At 63.2% G+C, this 17,833-nt stretch carries 17 protein-coding genes and 2 tRNA genes; 14 read left to right on the top strand and 5 right to left on the bottom strand.

The genetic code is table 11. The features are described 5' to 3' along the window. The first annotated feature begins 4 nt into the window (after positions 1-4). The 3 genes from C2138_RS07365 to C2138_RS07355 all read left to right on the top strand — a co-directional run bounded on the left by C2138_RS07365 (position 5) and on the right by C2138_RS07355 (position 2,203). Positions 5-1,036, top strand: a complete 1,032-nt coding sequence (locus C2138_RS07365; protein WP_159078166.1) for a lactonase family protein — start codon at positions 5-7, stop codon at positions 1,034-1,036. A gap of 55 nt (positions 1,037-1,091) precedes the next feature. Continuing rightward, positions 1,092-1,164 (top strand) — tRNA-Asn (locus C2138_RS07360). A gap of 70 nt (positions 1,165-1,234) precedes the next feature. After that, positions 1,235-2,203 (top strand): sensor histidine kinase, encoded by a 969-nt coding sequence (locus C2138_RS07355; protein WP_108516705.1) that lies wholly within the window; start codon positions 1,235-1,237, stop codon positions 2,201-2,203. Here C2138_RS07355 and def read toward each other — a convergent pair. Continuing rightward, on the bottom strand, positions 2,200-2,766 hold the full coding sequence (def, locus tag C2138_RS07350; RefSeq protein ID WP_108516704.1) for a peptide deformylase: 567 nt from the start codon (positions 2,764-2,766) through the stop codon (positions 2,200-2,202). The genes C2138_RS07355 and def overlap by 4 nt on opposite strands. A gap of 50 nt (positions 2,767-2,816) precedes the next feature. Between def and C2138_RS07345 the strand changes: the two genes are divergently transcribed. The 3 genes from C2138_RS07345 (at position 2,817) to C2138_RS07335 (ending at position 5,171) form a co-directional block, all read left to right on the top strand. Beyond that, a complete protein-coding gene (locus C2138_RS07345) occupies positions 2,817-3,764 on the top strand; it encodes a DMT family transporter (RefSeq protein WP_108518929.1) in 948 nt (315 codons plus the stop codon). An 82-nt stretch (positions 3,765-3,846) separates the two neighbouring features. After that, entirely contained in the window at positions 3,847-5,079 is a 1,233-nt protein-coding gene (locus C2138_RS07340) for a glycosyltransferase (RefSeq protein WP_241961071.1), read from the top strand. An 18-nt stretch (positions 5,080-5,097) separates the two neighbouring features. Then, positions 5,098-5,171: transfer RNA gene (locus tag C2138_RS07335), tRNA-Ile, on the top strand. Positions 5,172-5,228: 57 nt separating this feature from the next. Here C2138_RS07335 and C2138_RS07330 read toward each other — a convergent pair. After that, the gene (locus C2138_RS07330) at positions 5,229-6,293 is read right to left on the bottom strand and encodes a DUF2776 family protein (RefSeq protein ID WP_108516702.1); all 1,065 of its coding nucleotides are present in this window, start codon (positions 6,291-6,293) and stop codon (positions 5,229-5,231) included. 125 nt (positions 6,294-6,418) lie between these two features. On the opposite strand from C2138_RS07330, the gene C2138_RS13915 reads away from it, so the two are divergent. The 8 genes from C2138_RS13915 to C2138_RS07290 all read left to right on the top strand — a co-directional run bounded on the left by C2138_RS13915 (position 6,419) and on the right by C2138_RS07290 (position 14,999). Next, positions 6,419-7,972, top strand: coding sequence for an alpha/beta hydrolase (locus tag C2138_RS13915; RefSeq protein ID WP_108516700.1), 1,554 nt, complete (start codon positions 6,419-6,421; stop codon positions 7,970-7,972). Positions 7,973-8,040: 68 nt separating this feature from the next. After that, positions 8,041-8,880 carry a class II glutamine amidotransferase gene (locus C2138_RS07320; protein ID WP_108516699.1) on the top strand — a complete coding sequence of 280 codons (840 nt, stop codon included), beginning with the start codon at positions 8,041-8,043 and terminating at the stop codon, positions 8,878-8,880. 54 nt (positions 8,881-8,934) lie between these two features. Then, positions 8,935-9,966 (top strand): alpha/beta hydrolase, encoded by a 1,032-nt coding sequence (locus tag C2138_RS07315; protein WP_108516697.1) that lies wholly within the window; start codon positions 8,935-8,937, stop codon positions 9,964-9,966. 45 nt (positions 9,967-10,011) lie between these two features. After that, a complete protein-coding gene (locus tag C2138_RS07310) occupies positions 10,012-11,226 on the top strand; it encodes an MFS transporter (protein ID WP_241961070.1) in 1,215 nt (404 codons plus the stop codon). A 195-nt stretch (positions 11,227-11,421) separates the two neighbouring features. Further along, positions 11,422-11,625 (top strand): cold-shock protein, encoded by a 204-nt coding sequence (locus tag C2138_RS07305; protein WP_108516695.1) that lies wholly within the window; start codon positions 11,422-11,424, stop codon positions 11,623-11,625. Positions 11,626-11,807: 182 nt separating this feature from the next. Next, positions 11,808-12,632 (top strand): DUF1684 domain-containing protein, encoded by an 825-nt coding sequence (locus C2138_RS07300; protein ID WP_108516693.1) that lies wholly within the window; start codon positions 11,808-11,810, stop codon positions 12,630-12,632. A gap of 52 nt (positions 12,633-12,684) precedes the next feature. Beyond that, positions 12,685-14,346, top strand: a complete 1,662-nt coding sequence (locus C2138_RS07295) for a bifunctional 3'-5' exonuclease/DNA polymerase (RefSeq protein ID WP_241961069.1) — start codon at positions 12,685-12,687, stop codon at positions 14,344-14,346. Positions 14,347-14,495: 149 nt separating this feature from the next. Next, positions 14,496-14,999, top strand: a complete 504-nt coding sequence (locus C2138_RS07290) for a DUF3145 domain-containing protein (protein ID WP_108516690.1) — start codon at positions 14,496-14,498, stop codon at positions 14,997-14,999. 21 nt (positions 15,000-15,020) lie between these two features. Here C2138_RS07290 and C2138_RS07285 read toward each other — a convergent pair whose 3' ends face one another. From C2138_RS07285 to C2138_RS07275, 3 genes are all read right to left on the bottom strand, one after another. Then, positions 15,021-16,217: a glycosyltransferase family 4 protein gene (locus C2138_RS07285; RefSeq protein WP_108516689.1), complete on the bottom strand. Its 1,197-nt coding sequence runs from the start codon at positions 16,215-16,217 to the stop codon at positions 15,021-15,023. A 17-nt stretch (positions 16,218-16,234) separates the two neighbouring features. Beyond that, positions 16,235-17,470 carry a beta-ketoacyl-[acyl-carrier-protein] synthase family protein gene (locus C2138_RS07280; RefSeq protein WP_108516687.1) on the bottom strand — a complete coding sequence of 412 codons (1,236 nt, stop codon included), beginning with the start codon at positions 17,468-17,470 and terminating at the stop codon, positions 16,235-16,237. Between the two features lie 86 nt (positions 17,471-17,556). Further along, a complete protein-coding gene (locus C2138_RS07275) occupies positions 17,557-17,805 on the bottom strand; it encodes an acyl carrier protein (protein WP_108516685.1) in 249 nt (82 codons plus the stop codon). Between the last annotated feature and the right edge of the window lie 28 nt (positions 17,806-17,833).

The raw sequence follows: 17,833 nt of genomic DNA, 5'->3' as shown, positions 1-17,833 counted from the left end.
GGCGGTGACCACTGCGCCGGTGACCACTGCGCCGGTGACCAATGCGCCGGTGACCAATGCGGCGCTGACTACGCTGTGGAGCGGCGGATACACCGCCTCGATGGGCGGCTCTGCCCACGGAATCGGGCTGGTCACCTGGGATGGCGCCGAGCTTGTGTGGGGCGGAACTATCGCCGAAACATCGTCGCCCTCATGGCTCGCCCGAAAGGGGTCGACGCTCTATGCCGCTGACGAAGCCGCCGGCCTCGTCAGTGCATTCCGCATCGAGAATGAATCGTTGCGGTTCATCGGCTCCGAAGCCACGAGCGGTCAGCACCCGTGCCACATCGCAATAATTGACGAAACCCTTGTCGTGTCGAACTATGGGGGCGGCTCCATCGATGTCATTCCGCTTGAGAGTGACGGCTCATTGGGGCGGCCGCTCCCACCGCTCAGCGCCCACGGTTCGGGCCCTCGTCCTCAGCAGGAGGGTCCGCACGCCCACAGCACACTTGCCGCGGCCCCTGGGGTCGTTCTCAGCGCCGATCTGGGCACCGATCACGTCCACGTGCATCGGGGCAGCGCGCGGGCGCTGACGCGCGACAGGTCGATTCAGCTCCCGCTGGGTACAGGTCCCCGCGACCTCGTGGCGCTGGGCGAGCGCGTGCTTGTGCTGGCCGAGTTTGGCTCGCGCATTTTCGAACTGACCACGGATGCTGTGGTCGCCGACGCACCGATCGTCACCGACCCGGGCGACGCAGACCAAGCCGCAGGCCTTATTGCAGGCGCCGACGGGCGCTTTCTTTACGCCGGCTTGCGGGGCACCAACCGAATTGCCGTTGTTGATGCGGTGACGCTGCAGCCGGTGGGCTCTGTGCCGTCGGCGGGTGACTGGCCGCGGCACTTGGTCGTGGCTGATGACGTGCTGTTTGTCTGCAATCAACGCTCAGACTCGGTTGCCGCCTTCGTGATCGATGCCGCAACCGGAATGCCGGAATTCGCGGCAAGTACGGCGGTTCCGACCCCCACGTTTCTCGGTGACACGCGCGAGCGGTGACGCTCGATTTGGTGGCTGGTGATTCCTTGGTAAAGTAAACAAGCTGCTTCAGCGATCCTCGATAGCTCAATTGGCAGAGCAGCCGGCTGTTAACCGGCAGGTTGTTGGTTCGAGTCCAACTCGGGGAGCATTAGGCCCCCACCGTTCGCGGTGGGGGCTTTTGTGTTGCGGCGGACGGCGTGCGGTGCAACTATCACGATGTTCCGCTTTCTCGGCCCTGCAGAGCTCCTCTGCGGCGGTGTCTGGTTGATCTTGGGAGTTGCTGTGCAGTCCTGGCTGAATGACGAGTCGCTGGTTCCGAACTATGCCCTCGTGGGTGCCGGCATCCTTTTGGTTCTCGGCATTGCCGGCGTCGTGCTCTGGCTTGTCGCGATGTCGTTGCGTCGCTCTACTGTCCGTCAGCTCGAGCAGGCCGACCGTGAGGTCATCGAGCTAGAGCTCAGCCTCGCTGAGCAAACAGCCCGCATGCGCATGGCCCGCGAGCTTCAGGAGGTCGCGATTCATTCGATGGCGTCGATTCTGGCCGAGGCCGATGGCGCTCGATATAAAGGCGAGGCCGACCCAGCGGCAGCCGTGCGCTCCGCCACCGTTATTGCTGCGGATGCTCGCTCCGTTTTGGCCGATCTGCGCCGCATTATGGCGATTGTGCGTCAGGGCGAGGCTGACGCCTCACCTCAGCCTGCGATCCGCACGGCTCGGGAACTCTTCCGTGTCATGCGCGACGCGGGGCTCGATATCCGCTTCGAAGACATTGGCGACCGCTTCGATCTCAAGCCGGGGGCCGAGGTCGCGGTGTTCCGCATTCTGCAGGAGGCGCTGTCGAACTCGCTCAAGCACGGGGGAGAGGGCACCGAGGTTCGGGTCACATTCCGTTGGTCGGGCGAGGGCCTCAACGTGCTCATTGATGACGACGGAATCCGAGCATCCACTCGGCGTGATGGAGACGACCCCAATCGCGTTTCGCGCCGGGGCGGCTACACGATCGACGACGATGCTGCCGCCTTGACGTCAACGCCAACGGGGCCGGGCATCACCGAGATGCGGGAGCGCACCGAGCTCTTTGGCGGGGTGTTCAACGCCTATGTCGTTCCCGGCGTCGGCTTTTCGGTCTCTGCAGCCTTCCCCGCGCTCCGCTCCGAGAATGGCGTGCCTGCCGTCAGCCGCTAGGCGTCGAGGTCGTCGACTCCTGGCATCCAGGTGAGGCCAGGCACACCCCAGCTTGAGCGCTTGACCGCCTTCTTAGCGGCCTTGAGGTGCGCGTGCTCAAGCCGGTCGACATAGAGCACGCCGTCAAGGTGGTCGTACTCGTGCTGGAAGATGCGAGCAAGCCAGCCCTCAGCCACGACCTCGAACCGATTCTGGTCCAGGTCGGTGGCGCGCAGCATGATGCGGTCTGCGCGGCGCAGCGGGTAGCGCTCGCCCGGCACGGAGAGGCAGCCCTCAGACTCAAGGTCCTCGTCGAGCGGCTCGATTGCGAGCGGGCTCTGCCACAGTTCGGGGTTGATCGCGACGCCTCGGTGCTCCACGTCCTCCTCGTCCACCCAGCCAAAAACGAACAGCCTAAGACCGATGCCCACCTGCGGGGCTGCGAGGCCAACTCCTGGCGCAGCATCCATGGTCTCGAACATGTCGTTGACGAGCGTCCTCAGCTCGGGAGTGAACTCCGTGACGTCGCGGGCGGGGGTATGGAGCACGGGGTCTCCAGTGATAACGATGGGAAGCACGGCCATTCGCCCAGAATACCTGCGTAAGCCGGTAGGGTCGTTTTGTGCTGCCTGACATGACCCAACTCGCTGTAGAGAGTCTCACCCCTCTGCAGTATCTGGGCATCCCCGTTGCGCTTCTCGGCGCGGTGTTCTTAGCTCTGGGTGCTCAGTTGCAGCATCGCGGGGTGAGCAAGGTCGAGGCCAGCGAGCTGAGCATTGCAGAAGAAAAGGCCCGCTCTGAGGGAATGATCGCCCCGCTCGCGAAGAGCGCAGGGCTCGGGTTCCGCCAGATCGTGCTTCTCGCGCAGCGACCGTCCTGGCTCATCGGCACGGTCATGCTGGGTCTCGCCGTCGTACTTCAGCTCACGAGCCTCTATCTCGCACCGATCACCCTCGTGCAGCCGCTCGGTGCGGTCGCGCTCGTCATCACGGCGGTGCTCAACGCGAGGGTCTCCAAGGTGCGGTTGGATGCTGTGAGCATCAGGGCCATCACGTTCTGTGTGGTCGGTGTCGCTCTTTTTGTGGGCGTCGCCGCGTTCACCACCGAGTCTCATCGCGTCTCCGATCGCCAGTTGTTCATTATTCTGGGCATCCTCGCGGTGGTCACCGTTACCTTCGCGGTGGTCTTCGCCATTTATCGTGCGCGGTTCAGGGCCATCTTCTACATTTTGGGTGCGGGCATCCTCTATGGATTCGTGGCGACGCTCGCCAAGGTGGTGCTCGATCGCATCAAAACGGGCGATTTTAATTGGCTCGTCGTCGTGTGTGTTGTGGCGCTCCTCATCGCCACGGTGCTCGGCGGTTATTTCGTGCAAAATGCTTACTCGTCTGGCCCCCCCGACCTCGTCATCGCTGGTCTGACGGTGATCGACCCGATTGTTGCCGTGACGATCGGCATCACGGTTCTCGGCGAAGCGAGCAGCGCGCACTGGAGCGCCATCATCGTCTTCGTCGTCGCCGGGGCTCTCGCGGTCAGGGGAGTCTTCCAGCTCGCGCGGCACCACCCTCAGTCTCGCGACTGAGGTAAGTTAGGTACTTGATTCCGGCCTGAGCCTGGCACCCGCTTCGCCGCTCGGCCCTCATCGCAAGGGATACTGACCCACATTGTCTGATACTTCCGCTGCTCCTCAGAGTGCTCAAGCACCCCTGAAGGTCCTCATCGGGTGCGACACCTTCCCCCCTGATATCAATGGTGCCGCCAACTTCGCCTCCCGACTTGGGGCTGGCCTCACGGAGCGCGGGCACGAGGTTCTGGTGGTGGCCCCCGCCTTCAGTCGCAAGCGCGGCAGATTCATCGAAGACCACGACGGTTCCCGGTTCGCGGTCGAGCGCCTCTTTTCTCTCCGGTGGTACCCGCACGACTGGCTGCGATTTGCCATGCCGTGGAATAGCCAGGCTAATGCCGCCCGCATTCTTGATTCGTTCCAGCCCGATGTCGTGCACATTCAGTCGCACATCCTGGTCGGGCGCGGGCTTGCGCGGCAGGCGGTAAAGCGTGGCATCCGGGTCGTCGCCACGAACCATTTCATGCCCGAGAACATGATCGAGCACACGCTCCTGCCCAAGTTCGTGCGCAAGCCCGCCATCCGCATGGCGTGGAAGGATGCCTCCAAGACGTTCGCGCTGTGCGAGTCGGTAACAACTCCAACGCGCAAGGCGGCGGTGTTCCTCGAGAGCGAGACGGAACTGACGGATGTCCACGCCATTTCGTGCGGCATCGATGCGAGCCTCTATTCGCAGAACATGGATAAGCCGGCCGAGAACCGCATCGTATTCGTGGGCCGGGTCACGGGGGAGAAGCACATCGACGTGCTCCTGCGTGCCGTGGCTACGCTCGACCCGAGTCTCGACGTCAAGCTCGACATCGTGGGAGGAGGCGACCAGCTTTCTGCGCTCAAGCAGCTTGCTGTGTCCCTGGGAATCCGCGACCGTGTCGACTTCACCGGCTATGTGAGCGACCAGGAGCTGAGGTCGATCCTGACCAGGGCGTCGCTCTTCGCTATGCCGTCAATCGCAGAGCTTCAGAGCATCGCCACGATGGAGGCCATGGCATCCGGCCTTCCCGTCGTGGCCGCCGACGCTATGGCGCTTCCCCACCTCGTGCACGATGGCGAAAACGGTTTTCTCTTTACGCCCGGCGACGCCGCCGATCTCGCGGAGAAGCTCACGCGCGTGCTCGAGATGCCGTGGGATCAGGTTCTCGCCTTCAAGAAGGCCAGCCTCAAACTCATCGTGCCCCACGACATCCAACGCACGCTCACGACCTTCGAGAGCCTGTATCGTGGTGAATCGGTCACCGATCCGGCGACCGACGTGTCGCTCGGGGAATCGGCTTAGCCGCTTTCCTCACGACTCGGGGCGGTAGCTCAGCTGGTTAGAGCAGCGGACTCATAATCCGTCGGTCACGGGTTCAAGTCCCGTCCGCCCTACAAGACAACGCCTTCTTGCCTGATCGGCCTCGACCTTCGGCGTCCCCGCCCACGGAGTTAGCCTGCGGACGACGTGCCGCTTTCGAGGATGCTGACAATGGAATAGAGCGAAAAGCAGATGGCCCCGAGCCCTACGAGCACGTGCGCGGCGATAAACACGTTCGAATCGACCACGGCGGCTTGAAACAGAAAGGCCGCGAGAAAGAGGCACGCCAGAGCTGTAGTGATGGGGAGCAAGGGGACCCGGTTTGCGAGCGGAAAGGTCCTACGCCACACGAGGGCGAGTAGTCCGACCTTGCTGAGGATGCTGAAGCAGACAAGCCCCAATCCGATCATCACGAATCCTGGAGTCCAAAAGTAGGACTCGCTGTGAAGCACGAGCAAGATGATCCCCCAGATCAGGCTAAGGGAGCCCATGGCGATCACGAGAACCGGCCACAGCAACTGTTCTCGGGGAGAATAAGACTTCTGCACCTGGTGGAGAATCGTCAGAACCAGTCCGATAAGACTTGTGCAGATCATGGCCAAGCCACCAACGACGTGGCCGACCGTGAAACGCTCTGGTGTGCTGGGCAACACGAGGTTTGTAATTGCAACGACCCATGCGACGAACGCCAGTGCAATAGGAATCGCGCTGAGTACCAGAACGGTGCTACGGCGGAATGCCGTCGACGGGATCTGGGTATCGTTCGCCGGCGAATGAGCGTTGACCGGGATCAGCGAGAACTTGGTGGAGGCGGTGGCGACGGTGGCAACGCATCCGCTGACGAGTCCGACCCCAAAGATGACGTGACCCGCAACATATTCTCTGGCTTGTTCGGCGTTCGTGGCACCAATGAACAGCGTCGTCCCGTAGATGACGGCAGCAGTGGCCGCCAGGTATCCGATGCTGGGGTAGAAGAACCGGTCGAAACTCGTGTAACGACCGATCAACTGGCGGATGATGGTCGCCGCAGTGCAAAAGAGACAAAGGCAGATGATCCCGAGCGCTGTGACTACCCGGCCCGCCACGAAATTGCCGGTGGAATCTGCCGCATTCCACACGTAAAGCCCGTATCCCACACAGACCGCCATCATCATGAGGGGTATAGCCCGAAAAATGACACTCACCGTGTAATTCACGCCGTCAGGGTATGCCAGCAATCTCCCTGCAGTAAGGCGCTGAGCGGCTCCCCGCAGAGAGCCCCCAGGTACTTCGCCTAGCCGAGCCGCCGTCGGCGGCCAGACTTTCTGCGTATCCTCGGCACATGCACCTACCCCGCATTCGGCTCACCGTCACCGCCGAGCAGGTCGGAGACCCCGATCGAGCCCAGTCAGACGTTGAGGTCGACGTGTTCTCGATGGCCCCGCATCCGGCCGCCACTGAATTTGTTCTGCTCCATGGCATAGGCATGTCTCACCGCTCTCTCGCACGCCTTCAGGAGCAACTCGCAGCAAACGGCACGGTTCACTCGATCGATCTGCCCGGATTCGGGGCAACCCCGCGGCCCGAGCAGCCGCTCTCGGTAGAGGATCATGCCCGAGTGCTTGGGGCGACATTCGACGCGCTGGATGTGCGCCATTGCGTGGTCGTAGGGCATTCGATGGGTGCGCAGTTCGCGATCGAACTCGCCCGGCAACGGCCCGACCTGGTCGATCGGCTTGTTCTTATCGGTCCGGTTGTTGACCCTCAGCGGAGTACGGTCCTCCAACAGGCTGCTGCCCTGGCCGCAGACACCCTGTTGGAGCCGCCTGTGGCGAATGCTCTCGTCCTCAGTGACTACCTGCGCTGCGGCCCGAGGTGGTACCTCCAGACACTGCCGTCGATGATGCGCTATCCAACCCTCGAGAGGGTGCGGGAGGTCTCCTGCCCCGTGCTCGTGATTCGGGGCGAGAAAGACCCCGTTGCCCGTGAAGGCTTTTCTCGTCAACTTGCCAACGCCGCGCCCAACGGCAGTCTTCTGCAGATGCCGGGCCACGCCCACATTGTGCAGCACTCCGCGCCGCGGTCTGTCGCCGCTGCGATCGCGCGGTTCGCAGAGGGGGTGCCCGCAGCCGGCTCCCGTCTGCCGGAGCGCTCGGCGAAACCCGGCGCTCTAACCCGATGGCTGTGGTGGGTGCGCGATTACGCCTACGCGGGATGGTGGCAGGTGCGAAGCGTGCTGCCCGGGTCGCCGCCGGAGAGCTTTGCTGACGGGCCGAGGCGGCCCATCGTCGTCGTCCCGGGCGTCTATGAAACATGGCGCTTTCTGCAGCCGCTGATCTCGCGCCTGCATGAGGCGGGGCATCCCGTCCATGTCATTCCCACCCTTCACCACAATCGCAGACCCGTCGAAGACACCGCGCGGCTCGTGTCGTCCTATCTGCTCGAAAACGATCTCAGCGACGTGGTGATCGTCGCCCATAGCAAGGGTGGGCTCATAGGCAAAGCCGTGATGCTCGATCCCGCGGTCTCCGAACGTGTTTCGGGCATGGTGGCGGTGTCGACGCCGTTCTCTGGCTCGAGGTATGCCCTGTGGATGCTTGCGCCGAGTCTCCGAGCGTTTTCGCCCTATGCGCCGACGACGCTGCGTCTGGCCCGGGAACATAAGGTCAACTCGCGCATCCGCTCGATTTTCGGAATCTTTGATCCGCACATTCCTGAGGGCAGCTATCTGCCAGGAGCCGACAACGTGCGCCTCTCGATCGGCGGGCACTTTCGCATCCTTGCCGATGAGCGAACCGTGCAGCTCGTGCTGGATGCTGCAGCCCGCGGGGTCGGAACACCCGCATCGCCGCGCAAAGAATCACCGGCCAAGGGGAGCATCATCCCGATCGGATGATGCTCTGATCGCCCATGCGGGTTTACTGTCGGCTCATCCCGCTCGGCCCATGAAAGGCAGGCGAAACGATGTGTCGATGGCTGGCCTACGTAGGCGAACCACTCTTGGCCTCGACGGTGATTCTCGATGCCCAGCATTCACTGGTGGCGCAGTCGTTGAACTCGCCCCTCGGCCACGAGACCGTCAACGGTGACGGCTTTGGGTTCGGATGGTATCCGGAGGAATCCGCGCCGCACTCTGGCCCGGCGTTCTTCCACAGCATCGAACCGGCGTGGAACGACGAGAACCTGCGGGAGCTGACCCGCAGCGTGCGAAGCCCGCTCTTCTTTAGCCACGTTCGAGCCGCAGCGGGGCCGCCTATTCAGCGCACCAACTGCCACCCGTTCCGGCATGAGAACTGGATGTTCATGCACAACGGTGCTCTCGATGATTTCGAGAAGAGCAAGCGAGACCTCACCTTTGCGGTCGACCCTTCGTTGTATCCAGAGATACGGGGTACAACGGATTCGGAGGTGCTGTTCCACCTGGCCTTGACACTCGGGCTCAAGGAGGATCCGATTGCCGCGATGGAGAAAGCCGTAAGGATGGTGGAATCCGTCGGGCACGACCATGGAATCCCGTTTCCGATGCAGGGCACGGTTGCCGTCACCGACGGTGTCACGATCTGGGCGTTTCGCTACTCGTCTGCGAGGCGAACCAGAACTCTGTTTCACTCGGTTGATATCGACATCTTGCGCGAGATGTATCCGGATGCCGAGCGGCTCACGCTCTTCGGATCCCATGCCCGTCTCGTAGTCTCCGAACCTCTCAACGATCTGCCCGGCGTCTTTACCGAAGTTCCGGAGTCGACGGTCGCAATAGTTGATGCCGAGGGGTATCGCTATCAGCCGTTCCTCGACGCCGCGTGAGCCGACTCGCTACGACGCGCGGTGGCGGCTCCGTCGCTCCCTAGGATTAGCACCATGAGCGATGTGAAAGCCCTACGCCGTGCCCAGTGGACCCGCGGTCAGAAGGTGATCCTCGCCGTGGCGGCAGGGGTGGTGGCAATCACGCTCGTTAGCGCGATCTCGCCGTGGCCTTCTGCGATGCTCATTCGCTGGGTTTTCACGATGGGGGCCGAGGCGACCGTGGACGAGATGGAGCCGTTCGTTCCCGAGAGCGGCATCAGTGAGCAGCTCGATCTCTCCTACGCGGACGAGGGTGCCTCGACGACGTTCGATGTGTTCACCCCTAACGAGGGAACAGATCCGCTGCCCACGATCGTCTGGATTCACGGCGGTGCCTGGATTTCGGGGTCGAAGGCCGATGTCGCGCCATATCTGCGCATTCTCGCCTCACACGGCTACACCGCGGTCGGCCTCAACTATGGCTACGGGCCAGAGGTCGAGTATCCGGTCGCTGTCACCCAGCTCAACGATGCGCTCGCGCACCTCCTCGACAATGCGCAGGGGCTTCGTATCGACCCCGACCGCATCATCCTTGCCGGCGACTCTGCAGGTGCACAGCTGGCCAGTCAGCTCGCCGTGCTCACGACGCGAAGCGACTACGCAGACCTGATGGGTCTCACTCCCGCGCTCACAACCGATCAGCTCGACGCCATCATCCTCAACTGCGGAGTTTTCGATATCCCCGCGATGGGGGCGCTCAACGGCATAACGGCGTGGGGGATGAAGGCATCGCTCTGGGCATACACCGGCACCAGGGACTGGTCGTCAACGTATGCGAGCCTCACCATGTCGAGCATTGATTTTGTAGACGAGAGCTTTCCGACCACCTACATCTCCGGCGGAAACGGCGACGGACTCACCTGGACTCAGTCGGTTCCCATGGCGAATCAGCTGAAGCAAGCGGGGGTGGATGTCACGACGCTGTTCTGGGAGGCCAGTCACGAGCCTGCCCTGCCGCACGAGTATCAGTTCAACCTCGAAACGGATGAGGCGCAGGAGGCCCTGGAGGCAACCCTCGATTTCTTAGCCAAGGTCGCCCGAGACTGACCCCGACGCCCTGAGCGGGGGTTCGTGCTCCTCTATTCTTGAGGGGTGCACCGCCTCCGTCGTCTGTTCTCCCGTCGCGGCGACGAGCGGCTCGACCGCGACGTCATCGTTCTGGGCATCATCGCCTTTTTCGTCATGCTTGGTTTTGGCGTTGTCATTCCCGTGCTGCCCGTTTACGTGCGGAGTTTCGATGTGGGTTTCGTCGAGATCGGCGCGGTAGTTTCGGCATTTGCTCTCTTTCGCCTGATTGCTACTCCGTTCGTCGGCCGACTCGTCGATCGCGGGGGAGAGCGCACCATCCTGGCGATCGGAATCGGCATTGTCGCCGTCTCGAGCGGTCTCGTCGGAATCGCCGGGAGCTATGCAGAAGTTCTCATGCTCCGCGGTGCCGGGGGCATCGGCTCCGCCATGTTCTCAGTCTCGGCAATGACGCTCCTGCTGAGCACGGCGGCGCCCGAGAGCCGCGCGCGCTCCGTCGGCTTCTACCAGGGAGGTTTTCTCGTCGGCGGAATGGCTGGCCCTGCCGTCGGCGGCGTCCTCGCCGCGTTCTCGCTGCGTGCGCCATTCTTCTTCTACGCCGCGACGCTGATCGTGGCCGGCATCATCGGGCTCGTGCTTCTGCGCAAGCCCACTGCCGTCATTACGGCGGATGCTCCGCCCCAGATTCCGCTCGGCGTGGTCCTGCGTGATCGCCGTTTCGTTGCGGCCTGTGTCGCCAACTTTGCTCAGGGATGGGGATCGATGGGAGCGAGGAGCGCCCTGATCCCCGTGCTGGTCGTCGAAGTCCTGAGAGGCACCTCCGCTTGGACTGGCGTTGCCTTTGCAATCGCCGCTGTCGTGCAGACGCTCTGCCTCGGCCCAGCGGGGCGATTTGTCGACCGTGTGGGGCGGCGCCCGGCGATGGTTGGCGCGTTCACGGCCGCCGCGATTCTCCTCATGGCGATCTCCGTTGTGCCCAATTTTGCGGTTCTCACGGTGTTGCTGTGTCTCTACGGAGCAGCGGCGGCGTTCATGGGAACTGCGCCCGCGGCGTCGCTTGGCGATGCCGCCGGTGCGCGAAACGCCCGGCCGGTCGCAATTTTTTCTGCATTCTCCGACGCGGGGGCGATCGTCGGACCGCTTGTTGTGGGAGCTTTGCTCGATTCCTTCTCCTGGCCAATAGCCTTCGGGTCAGCAGCCGCTCTCATGCTTGTCGCGGCGGCCGTTTCTGTGACGATGCCGAGGCGAATTTCGGGTGACCCAGAAGTTACGCTCCTGTGAATCATTCGCCAAAAGACGCTCAACTCTGTTTTTTGGCCGAACCGTGCAGTAGTGTCATGAAAGCAAGTTGCAGTACCTCGCAGATCTTGATTGACCGGCTACGGCCGGGTTTCTTTCGGGAGCGGACGATGATCACCGCGACGAGTGACTCCGGAGGTCGGAGTCACGCGAAGAGCTCCTGAAGGAGAATAAAAAATGGCAACAGGAACCGTTAAATGGTTTAACGCTGAAAAGGGATTCGGCTTCATCGCCCCCGAAGACGGCAGCCCCGATGTGTTCGCACACTACTCGGCGATCCAGTCGAACGGCTACCGTTCGCTCGACGAGAACCAGAAGGTCGAGTTCGACCTGGCTCAGGGCCCCAAGGGCCCGCAGGCGGAGAACATCCGCCCCATCTAGTTTGACCGTCCGATAATTCGGATTGTGTGAGACTTTGATCGGCCCCCACCTCACGGTGGGGGCCGATTTTCTTTGCCCTCTCGCGCTCATCCGCCGCCCAACACCCCGGGATTTCTGGCGACCCTGGGAACACGCGGGGCGGCATCCGCGTTCCCCCAGGTGACCTCGACAAGGATGGACACATGACTGAGACCGCAACAGCAACCCCCGAAGCCCGCCTCGCAACCTTTCGGGCGCGCCGGGACCAGTCGGTGGTGCAGCCACAGGGCAGCCTCGCGCTTACGACGACTCAGCTCATCGACTCGGAGCAGTCGGTCTGGGGCGTTCCTGGAGTTTGGGCACCGCTGCCGGCGGGCGAGTCTGGTGTGATGCTCACTGCGGAGGCGTCCGACGGAATCACGGTCAGCGGCGAGCTGGTCGATGGTTCAGTCGTAGTGGCGGCAAAGGATTCTGCAGAACCGGGAGAGATCCGCTTCAGCGACACGGTGATGGGCTTTGTGATCTCCGTTGAGGGCGGTTATGCGCTGCGGGTGTGGGATTCAAACTCGGAGGCGATCCAGTCGTTTGGCGGCATCGACGCTTTTCCTTACAACCCGGACTGGGTAATCACAGCGCAGTTCCGCGAGATCGAGGGCGGCACGACCGTGGGCTTCGAGCATCTCAAGGACGACGGGCGCACCAGGGAGATGGTTGTCCCTGGCGAGATCAGCTTTGAAAAAGACGGCCAGGAATACAACCTCGCGGCGTTCCGCTCTGGCCGGGCACTCCAGCTGGTGTTCTCTGATGCGACAAGCGGTGATTCCACCTACAGCGTTGGCCGCTTTCTCTTCGTGGCGCCACAGCCCGACGGCACGATTACGCTTGACTTCAACCTCGCAGTGCTTCCCCCGTGCGCCTTTTCGTATGCGTTCAACTGCCCGATGCCTCCGCTGCAGAACCGCTTCAGCGTGCCGATCGAGGCTGGCGAGAAGAACGTTCTCGCTAAGGGTGGCGGGCTCCTCCACTAACGGCGGCATCGCTCGTGCGAACGGTGTCGGTGGTGTGCGCCAGACTGGGTCAGTGCATCTGATCGTCTCCGCCCTCGTCGACGCGGTGTCGATTACCCCGGTCGACGACTCGGGAGCCATTGGTGGTGCGACCATCGTGTCTCGCGCCGGTTTTGGGGATGCCGTGCGTGCTCACGAGGCGGCACGGCCGCGATGGGTGTGGGATGACACCAACAACTGGTACCCCGCCTTGCTCGCTGCGGGCGTGCGGGTTGACCGGTGCCACGACCTGCGCTTGTGTCGGGCGATTCTGCGCAACACCCACGCTTCGGGAGCCTTCTCGCCCTCGGAGCTACCGCTTGACGCCTGGGATGCTGCGCCTCAAGAAGCGGTGGCAGCCCCCGCCGGCGCCGCCCTCTTTGAGTTCGACGACCACGAGGCAGCGGCATCCGCACCTGACCCATTGACGGAGTTTCAGCGTCAGCAGGCGGCGACGACCCCGCGTCTTGCCCTTTTGCTGGCGGCGGAGTCGGCCGGTGCCCTCGTTGCGGTCGAGATCCGGCACGCAGGGCTGCCGTGGCGCGCGGAGATTCACAACGACCTGCTTACCCGCACGCTCGGGCCTCGTCCTCGGCTGGGTGACCGCCCTGTCGAAATGGAGCGGCTCGCCCGCGAGGTGAGAGAGGCGCTTGACGCTCAGGATCTGAACCCGGATTCCGCCGCGGCCACGCTCAAGGCTCTGCGTAGGGCAGGCCTCATGGTCAACTCCACCAGCAAATGGGAGCTCAGCGAGGTCAATCACCCGGCCATCGCGCCGCTCCTCGAATACAAGCGCCTAGCGCGCTTGATGAGCGCAAACGGTTGGCACTGGCTCGACACCAACGTGCGAGACGGGCGTTTCTACCCGGATTATGTGCCGGGAGGAGTCGTCACTGGTCGGTGGTCGAGCAGGGGAGGAGGGGGCGCGCTTCAGCTTCCCCGCCAGATCCGTGCCGCTGTTGTGGCCGATCCGGGGTGGAAGCTCATCGTGGCCGATGCTTCCCAGCTGGAACCGCGCATCCTGGCCGCGATTGCCGCTGACCGGGCCATGGCGGCCGCGGGGGCTTCTGGTGATCTGTATGCGGGAATCGTGCAGGTTGGCGCAGTGACCACGCGAGACGAGGCAAAGGTCGCCATGCTCGGCGCAATGTATGGGGCGACGACGGGGGAGAGCGGCCGGCTACTTCCAAGGCTCGCTCGCGCATTTCCCCGTGCCTTGGGGCTTGTGGAGGATGCTGCGCGAACAGGCGAACGGGGAGACCCCGTTGCCACGTGGCTCGGCCGCACCTCACCGGTGCCAGCCTCCGATTGGCATGACGCTCAATCGCTCGCCTCGGCAGATGGCGCGTCCGCTGCTGCCCAGGATCGCGCGCGGGGCGCTGCGCGCAGTTGGGGACGCTTCACCCGAAACTTCGTTGTCCAGGGCACAGCTGCTGAGTGGGCGCTGGCGTGGATGGCGTTTATCCGCTCACGGCTTCACGCGCTCGGGGGCGAGTCGCCTCTTATGGAGTCCCCGCATCTCGCTTTCTTTTTGCACGACGAGGTAGTGATCCACGCTCCGGCCGAACATGCTGCGGCGGTTGACGCCCTGGTGCGCGATTCTGCCGAGGCTGCCGGCCGGCTCCTGTTTGCCGATTTTCCCGTCACGTTCCCTCTGACCGTTGCCGTTGTCGACAACTATGGCGAGGCGAAATAGCGTTTGCCGTGAGTCGCTTGTGAGAACCAGCGCTGATCAGGCATAATGCGAGAAGAAGCATTGCTTCGTTAATTTCATATCTCGTTGCCGAGAGCCACCCGAGTTTCGTTGGTCGATGGGGAAGTCGAACCAAACGAAATGGAGAGAAAGTGGCTGCAGCAACCGCACGCGGAGTGCTTTTTGTGCACTCTGCTCCTCGCGCGCTCGCCCCACATATTGAGTGGGCTGCAGGTCGCGCCATTGATCGTGCCGTGAACTTCTCCTGGTCAGACCAACCCGTCCTCAAGGGTGCGCTTCGCACCGAGTTCTATTGGGAGGGCGAGCAGGGAACGGGGGCCGCTCTGGCATCCGCTCTGCGGGGGTGGGAGCATCTGCGCTACGAAGTGACGGAAGACCCGACCCCGGGCAGTGATGGCGGTCGCTGGCTTCACACGCCGGATCTCGGAATCTTCTTTGCCCAGACCGATACCGCGGGCAATGTCGTGATCCCCGAAGACCGCATCCGCTATGCAATGGAGATGGCCGGGTCAGACGCTTTCGAGCTGCACCGCGAGCTCCGCCTTGCCCTGGGTCAGGCGTGGGACGACGAGCTTGAGGTGTTCCGTCACGCGAGCGACAGCAACCAGGTTGTCTGGCTTCACAAGGTCGGCTAGCCGCCGCAACGATCGTAGGGCTTAGCTGCGCTCCGGCGCCGTCTGCACGATCGACTCGAGGTGCGCCACGAACGTCTCTGGCGCGAACAGGGTGCGTTCCCGCCCAGCGCCCTCGGAGAGTGCCAGCAGCGGCTCAGGAGCCGTAGAAAGGGCCACCAACGCGTCAGCGAGGCCCGCGGCATCCGGAGACTCCGCGAGGAATCCCGCCTCCCCGAGACCCTCTTGCAGCTTCGGATCGCAATAAAGCACCCCTCGCTGCCGACTTACGGCTTCTGCGATCGTCATCGGCTGGTTGTCAAAACCGACGGACGTTAGCACCACGGCGGCGCTCTCGTCCATGAGGCGAAGCACCTGGTCGTGTGGCAGATTGCCGTGAACTCGAATGTCGCTGATACCAGCGGTCAACTTGCGCAGAGCCGGCAGTTCGACTCCCTCACCGACAAAGTCGACACTGAATGTTCCCGGCGCGCGCCGAAGGGCCTCAACAGCGGCCTCGGCGAAGACGAGGGGGCGCTTGACCGCTTCGCAGCGCGCGACCCACAGAAAAGAGGGCCGAACCGCGGCCTCGGGCGCGAGCGCCTCCGATGGCAAAGCCGATGTCGCAATGGGGTTGGGAACGATGCGGATTTCACTCGTGACCCCCGCGGCAGTGAGATCTCGCGCCTGGTGAGCAGAGGGCGAGATCACAACGTCTGCGCGCTGAGCCATGGAGAGCGTGAGGTTGCGCAGCACGTTGTCCGACGCGCGATCGCTGAGCGCTACGCGAGGAAGTCGAGTGCCCGTGAGGCGACCGAGGAGGTAACGGATGACGGGTGCGACGGCGGCGTTGGCTCCCTCGCTCGCCCAATAGAACGTGTGAACGGTGTGCAGGGCAGGGATCTTGAGTTCGGCAGCGACATCTGCAGCAGCGTGGGCGAGGCCGAACTCCGTCTGCACGTGCACGGCATCGATGCGCTCGTGAATGAAGAGGGCACGGAGTCTGCGCCGAGTTGCGTCGTTGTTGGGGATTACCGGCAGCCGCAGGCCAGGCAGCGTAAACGCTGGCTTGATCGTAAGCCCCTCTGCCGTGCGGTGATACCGTCCGGATCCGCCGCGAACGGCGGAAACCATCACCACCTCGTGGCCCGCTTCGAGCAGGGCGAGCCTCTGCTGCTGCATCGATGTTTGCGCTCCACCGACGTAGTCGAGAAAGTAGTCGCTAACGATCGCAATGCGCATAGAGGCCCGCGCCTATCTCAGTAGCTGCGGAACGCGACGACGGCGTTGTGGCCGCCGAAGCCGAATGAGTTGCTCAGCGCGAAGAGGGGGCCGTCTCCTAGGGCGCGAGGCTCCGTGACCACGTCTAGCTCAATCGCAGGGTCTTGTTCCGTGAGGTTGCGAGTCGGAGGGGCGAGGCGCTCGTGAAGCGCGAGCACTGTGAAGATCGCCTCGAGAGCCCCCGTGCCGCCGAGGAGGTGACCGGTGGATGCTTTCGTCGCCGAGATCGCGATGTTCGCAGTGTGCTCGCCGAAGATCGCCTTGATGGCGTTGAACTCCGCGATGTCGCCCACCGGCGTGCTCGTGGCGTGAGCGTTGATGTGGGTGACGTCGCTGATCGACGCGCCCGCCTGCTCGATTGCAGCGCGCATGGCACGGCCCGCACCAGAACCCGCCGGGTCTGGCGCTGTGATGTGGTACGCATCGCTCGTCACGGCGCCTCCTGTGAGCTCCGCATAGATGCGGGCACCACGGGCGAGAGCATGCTCCTCGGTTTCGAGCACGAGTGCTGCGCCGCCCTCGCCGAGCACGAAGCCGTCGCGGCTGAGGTCGTAGGGGCGAGAGGCGGTCTCGGGGGAGTCATTGCGCTTAGAGAGCGCCTGCATGGCAGCGAATGCCGCGATCGGCAGCGGATGAATGGCGGCCTCTGAGCCACCTGCAACAACAATGTCGGCGTAGCCGGCTTGGAGGTGCTCATAAGCATTGACAATCGACTCCGTGCCAGAGGCGCAGGCCGAGACGACAGTGCGCGAATAGGCGCGGGCGCCGATTTCCATGCTCACGGCAGCCGAAGGGCCGTTCGGCATGAGCATGGGAACAGTCATGGGCAGAACGCGGCGGGGTCCCTTTTCGCGCAGGGTGTCCCACGCATCGAGGAGGGTCCAAACGCCACCGATTCCCGTCGCGAAGTCGACGCCAATGCGCTCGGGGTCAACATCCGGTGCTCCCGCATCTGCCCAGGCCTCGCGACCAGCGATCAGGGCGAACTGGCTGCTCGGGTCAAGACGCTTGGTTTCGACTCGCTCCAGCACATCGGCGGCGGGCACTCGGGCCTGGCCAGCGAACGAGACGGGCAGCTCGTACTTCTCCACCCATTCCTGCTCGAGCGGACGAACGCCGGATTCCTTGGCCAGAAGGGCTTTCCAGGTGTCACCGACGGAGCCTCCAAGAGGGGAGGTCGTTCCGAGGCCGGTGACGACAATCTTTTTGGTCATTACGAAACTCTCAATCGGCTTGTATCTGTGGCGTTGCGGCGTGATCGGCCCGAGTAACCCCGGGCCGATCCGCGCTACGTCGGGATCTAGCCCTGGGCTGCGACGATGAAGTTGACGGCGTCGCCGACGGTCTTCAGGTTCTTGACCTCGTCGTCCGGGATCTTCACGTCGAACTTCTCTTCTGCGTTGACGACGATGGTCATCATCGAGATGGAGTCGATGTCGAGGTCGTCGGTGAACGACTTGCCCATCTCAACCGTGTCGGTTGCGATTCCGGTCTCATCGTTGATCAGCTCGGCGAGGCCGGCCAGAACTTCTTCGGTGGACAATGCCATGTGTTTTTCTCCTTGAGGGTGTCGTTTG

It is taken from the genome of Salinibacterium hongtaonis, assembly GCF_003065485.1.
Classification (GTDB): domain Bacteria; phylum Actinomycetota; class Actinomycetes; order Actinomycetales; family Microbacteriaceae; genus Homoserinimonas; species Homoserinimonas hongtaonis.
Note: the sequence above shows the minus strand (reverse complement) of the source record. Positions and strands in the feature narration are given on the sequence as shown.

Excerpts from the sequence above, each read along its gene's own strand:
- C2138_RS13915 (WP_108516700.1), top strand. The coding sequence starts at position 6,419 with ATGCACCTACCCCGCATTCGGCTCACCGTCACCGCCGAGCAGGTCGGA.
- C2138_RS07320 (WP_108516699.1), top strand. The coding sequence starts at position 8,041 with ATGTGTCGATGGCTGGCCTACGTAGGCGAACCACTCTTGGCCTCGACG.
- C2138_RS07280 (WP_108516687.1), bottom strand. The coding sequence starts at position 17,470 with ATGACCAAAAAGATTGTCGTCACCGGCCTCGGAACGACCTCCCCTCTT.
- C2138_RS07345 (WP_108518929.1), top strand. The coding sequence starts at position 2,817 with ATGACCCAACTCGCTGTAGAGAGTCTCACCCCTCTGCAGTATCTGGGC.
- C2138_RS07305 (WP_108516695.1), top strand. The coding sequence starts at position 11,422 with ATGGCAACAGGAACCGTTAAATGGTTTAACGCTGAAAAGGGATTCGGC.
- C2138_RS07285 (WP_108516689.1), bottom strand. The coding sequence starts at position 16,217 with ATGCGCATTGCGATCGTTAGCGACTACTTTCTCGACTACGTCGGTGGA.
- C2138_RS07275 (WP_108516685.1), bottom strand. The coding sequence starts at position 17,805 with ATGGCATTGTCCACCGAAGAAGTTCTGGCCGGCCTCGCCGAGCTGATC.
- C2138_RS07315 (WP_108516697.1), top strand. The coding sequence starts at position 8,935 with ATGAGCGATGTGAAAGCCCTACGCCGTGCCCAGTGGACCCGCGGTCAG.
- C2138_RS07355 (WP_108516705.1), top strand. The coding sequence starts at position 1,235 with ATGTTCCGCTTTCTCGGCCCTGCAGAGCTCCTCTGCGGCGGTGTCTGG.
- C2138_RS07300 (WP_108516693.1), top strand. The coding sequence starts at position 11,808 with ATGACTGAGACCGCAACAGCAACCCCCGAAGCCCGCCTCGCAACCTTT.
- def (WP_108516704.1), bottom strand. The coding sequence starts at position 2,766 with ATGGCCGTGCTTCCCATCGTTATCACTGGAGACCCCGTGCTCCATACC.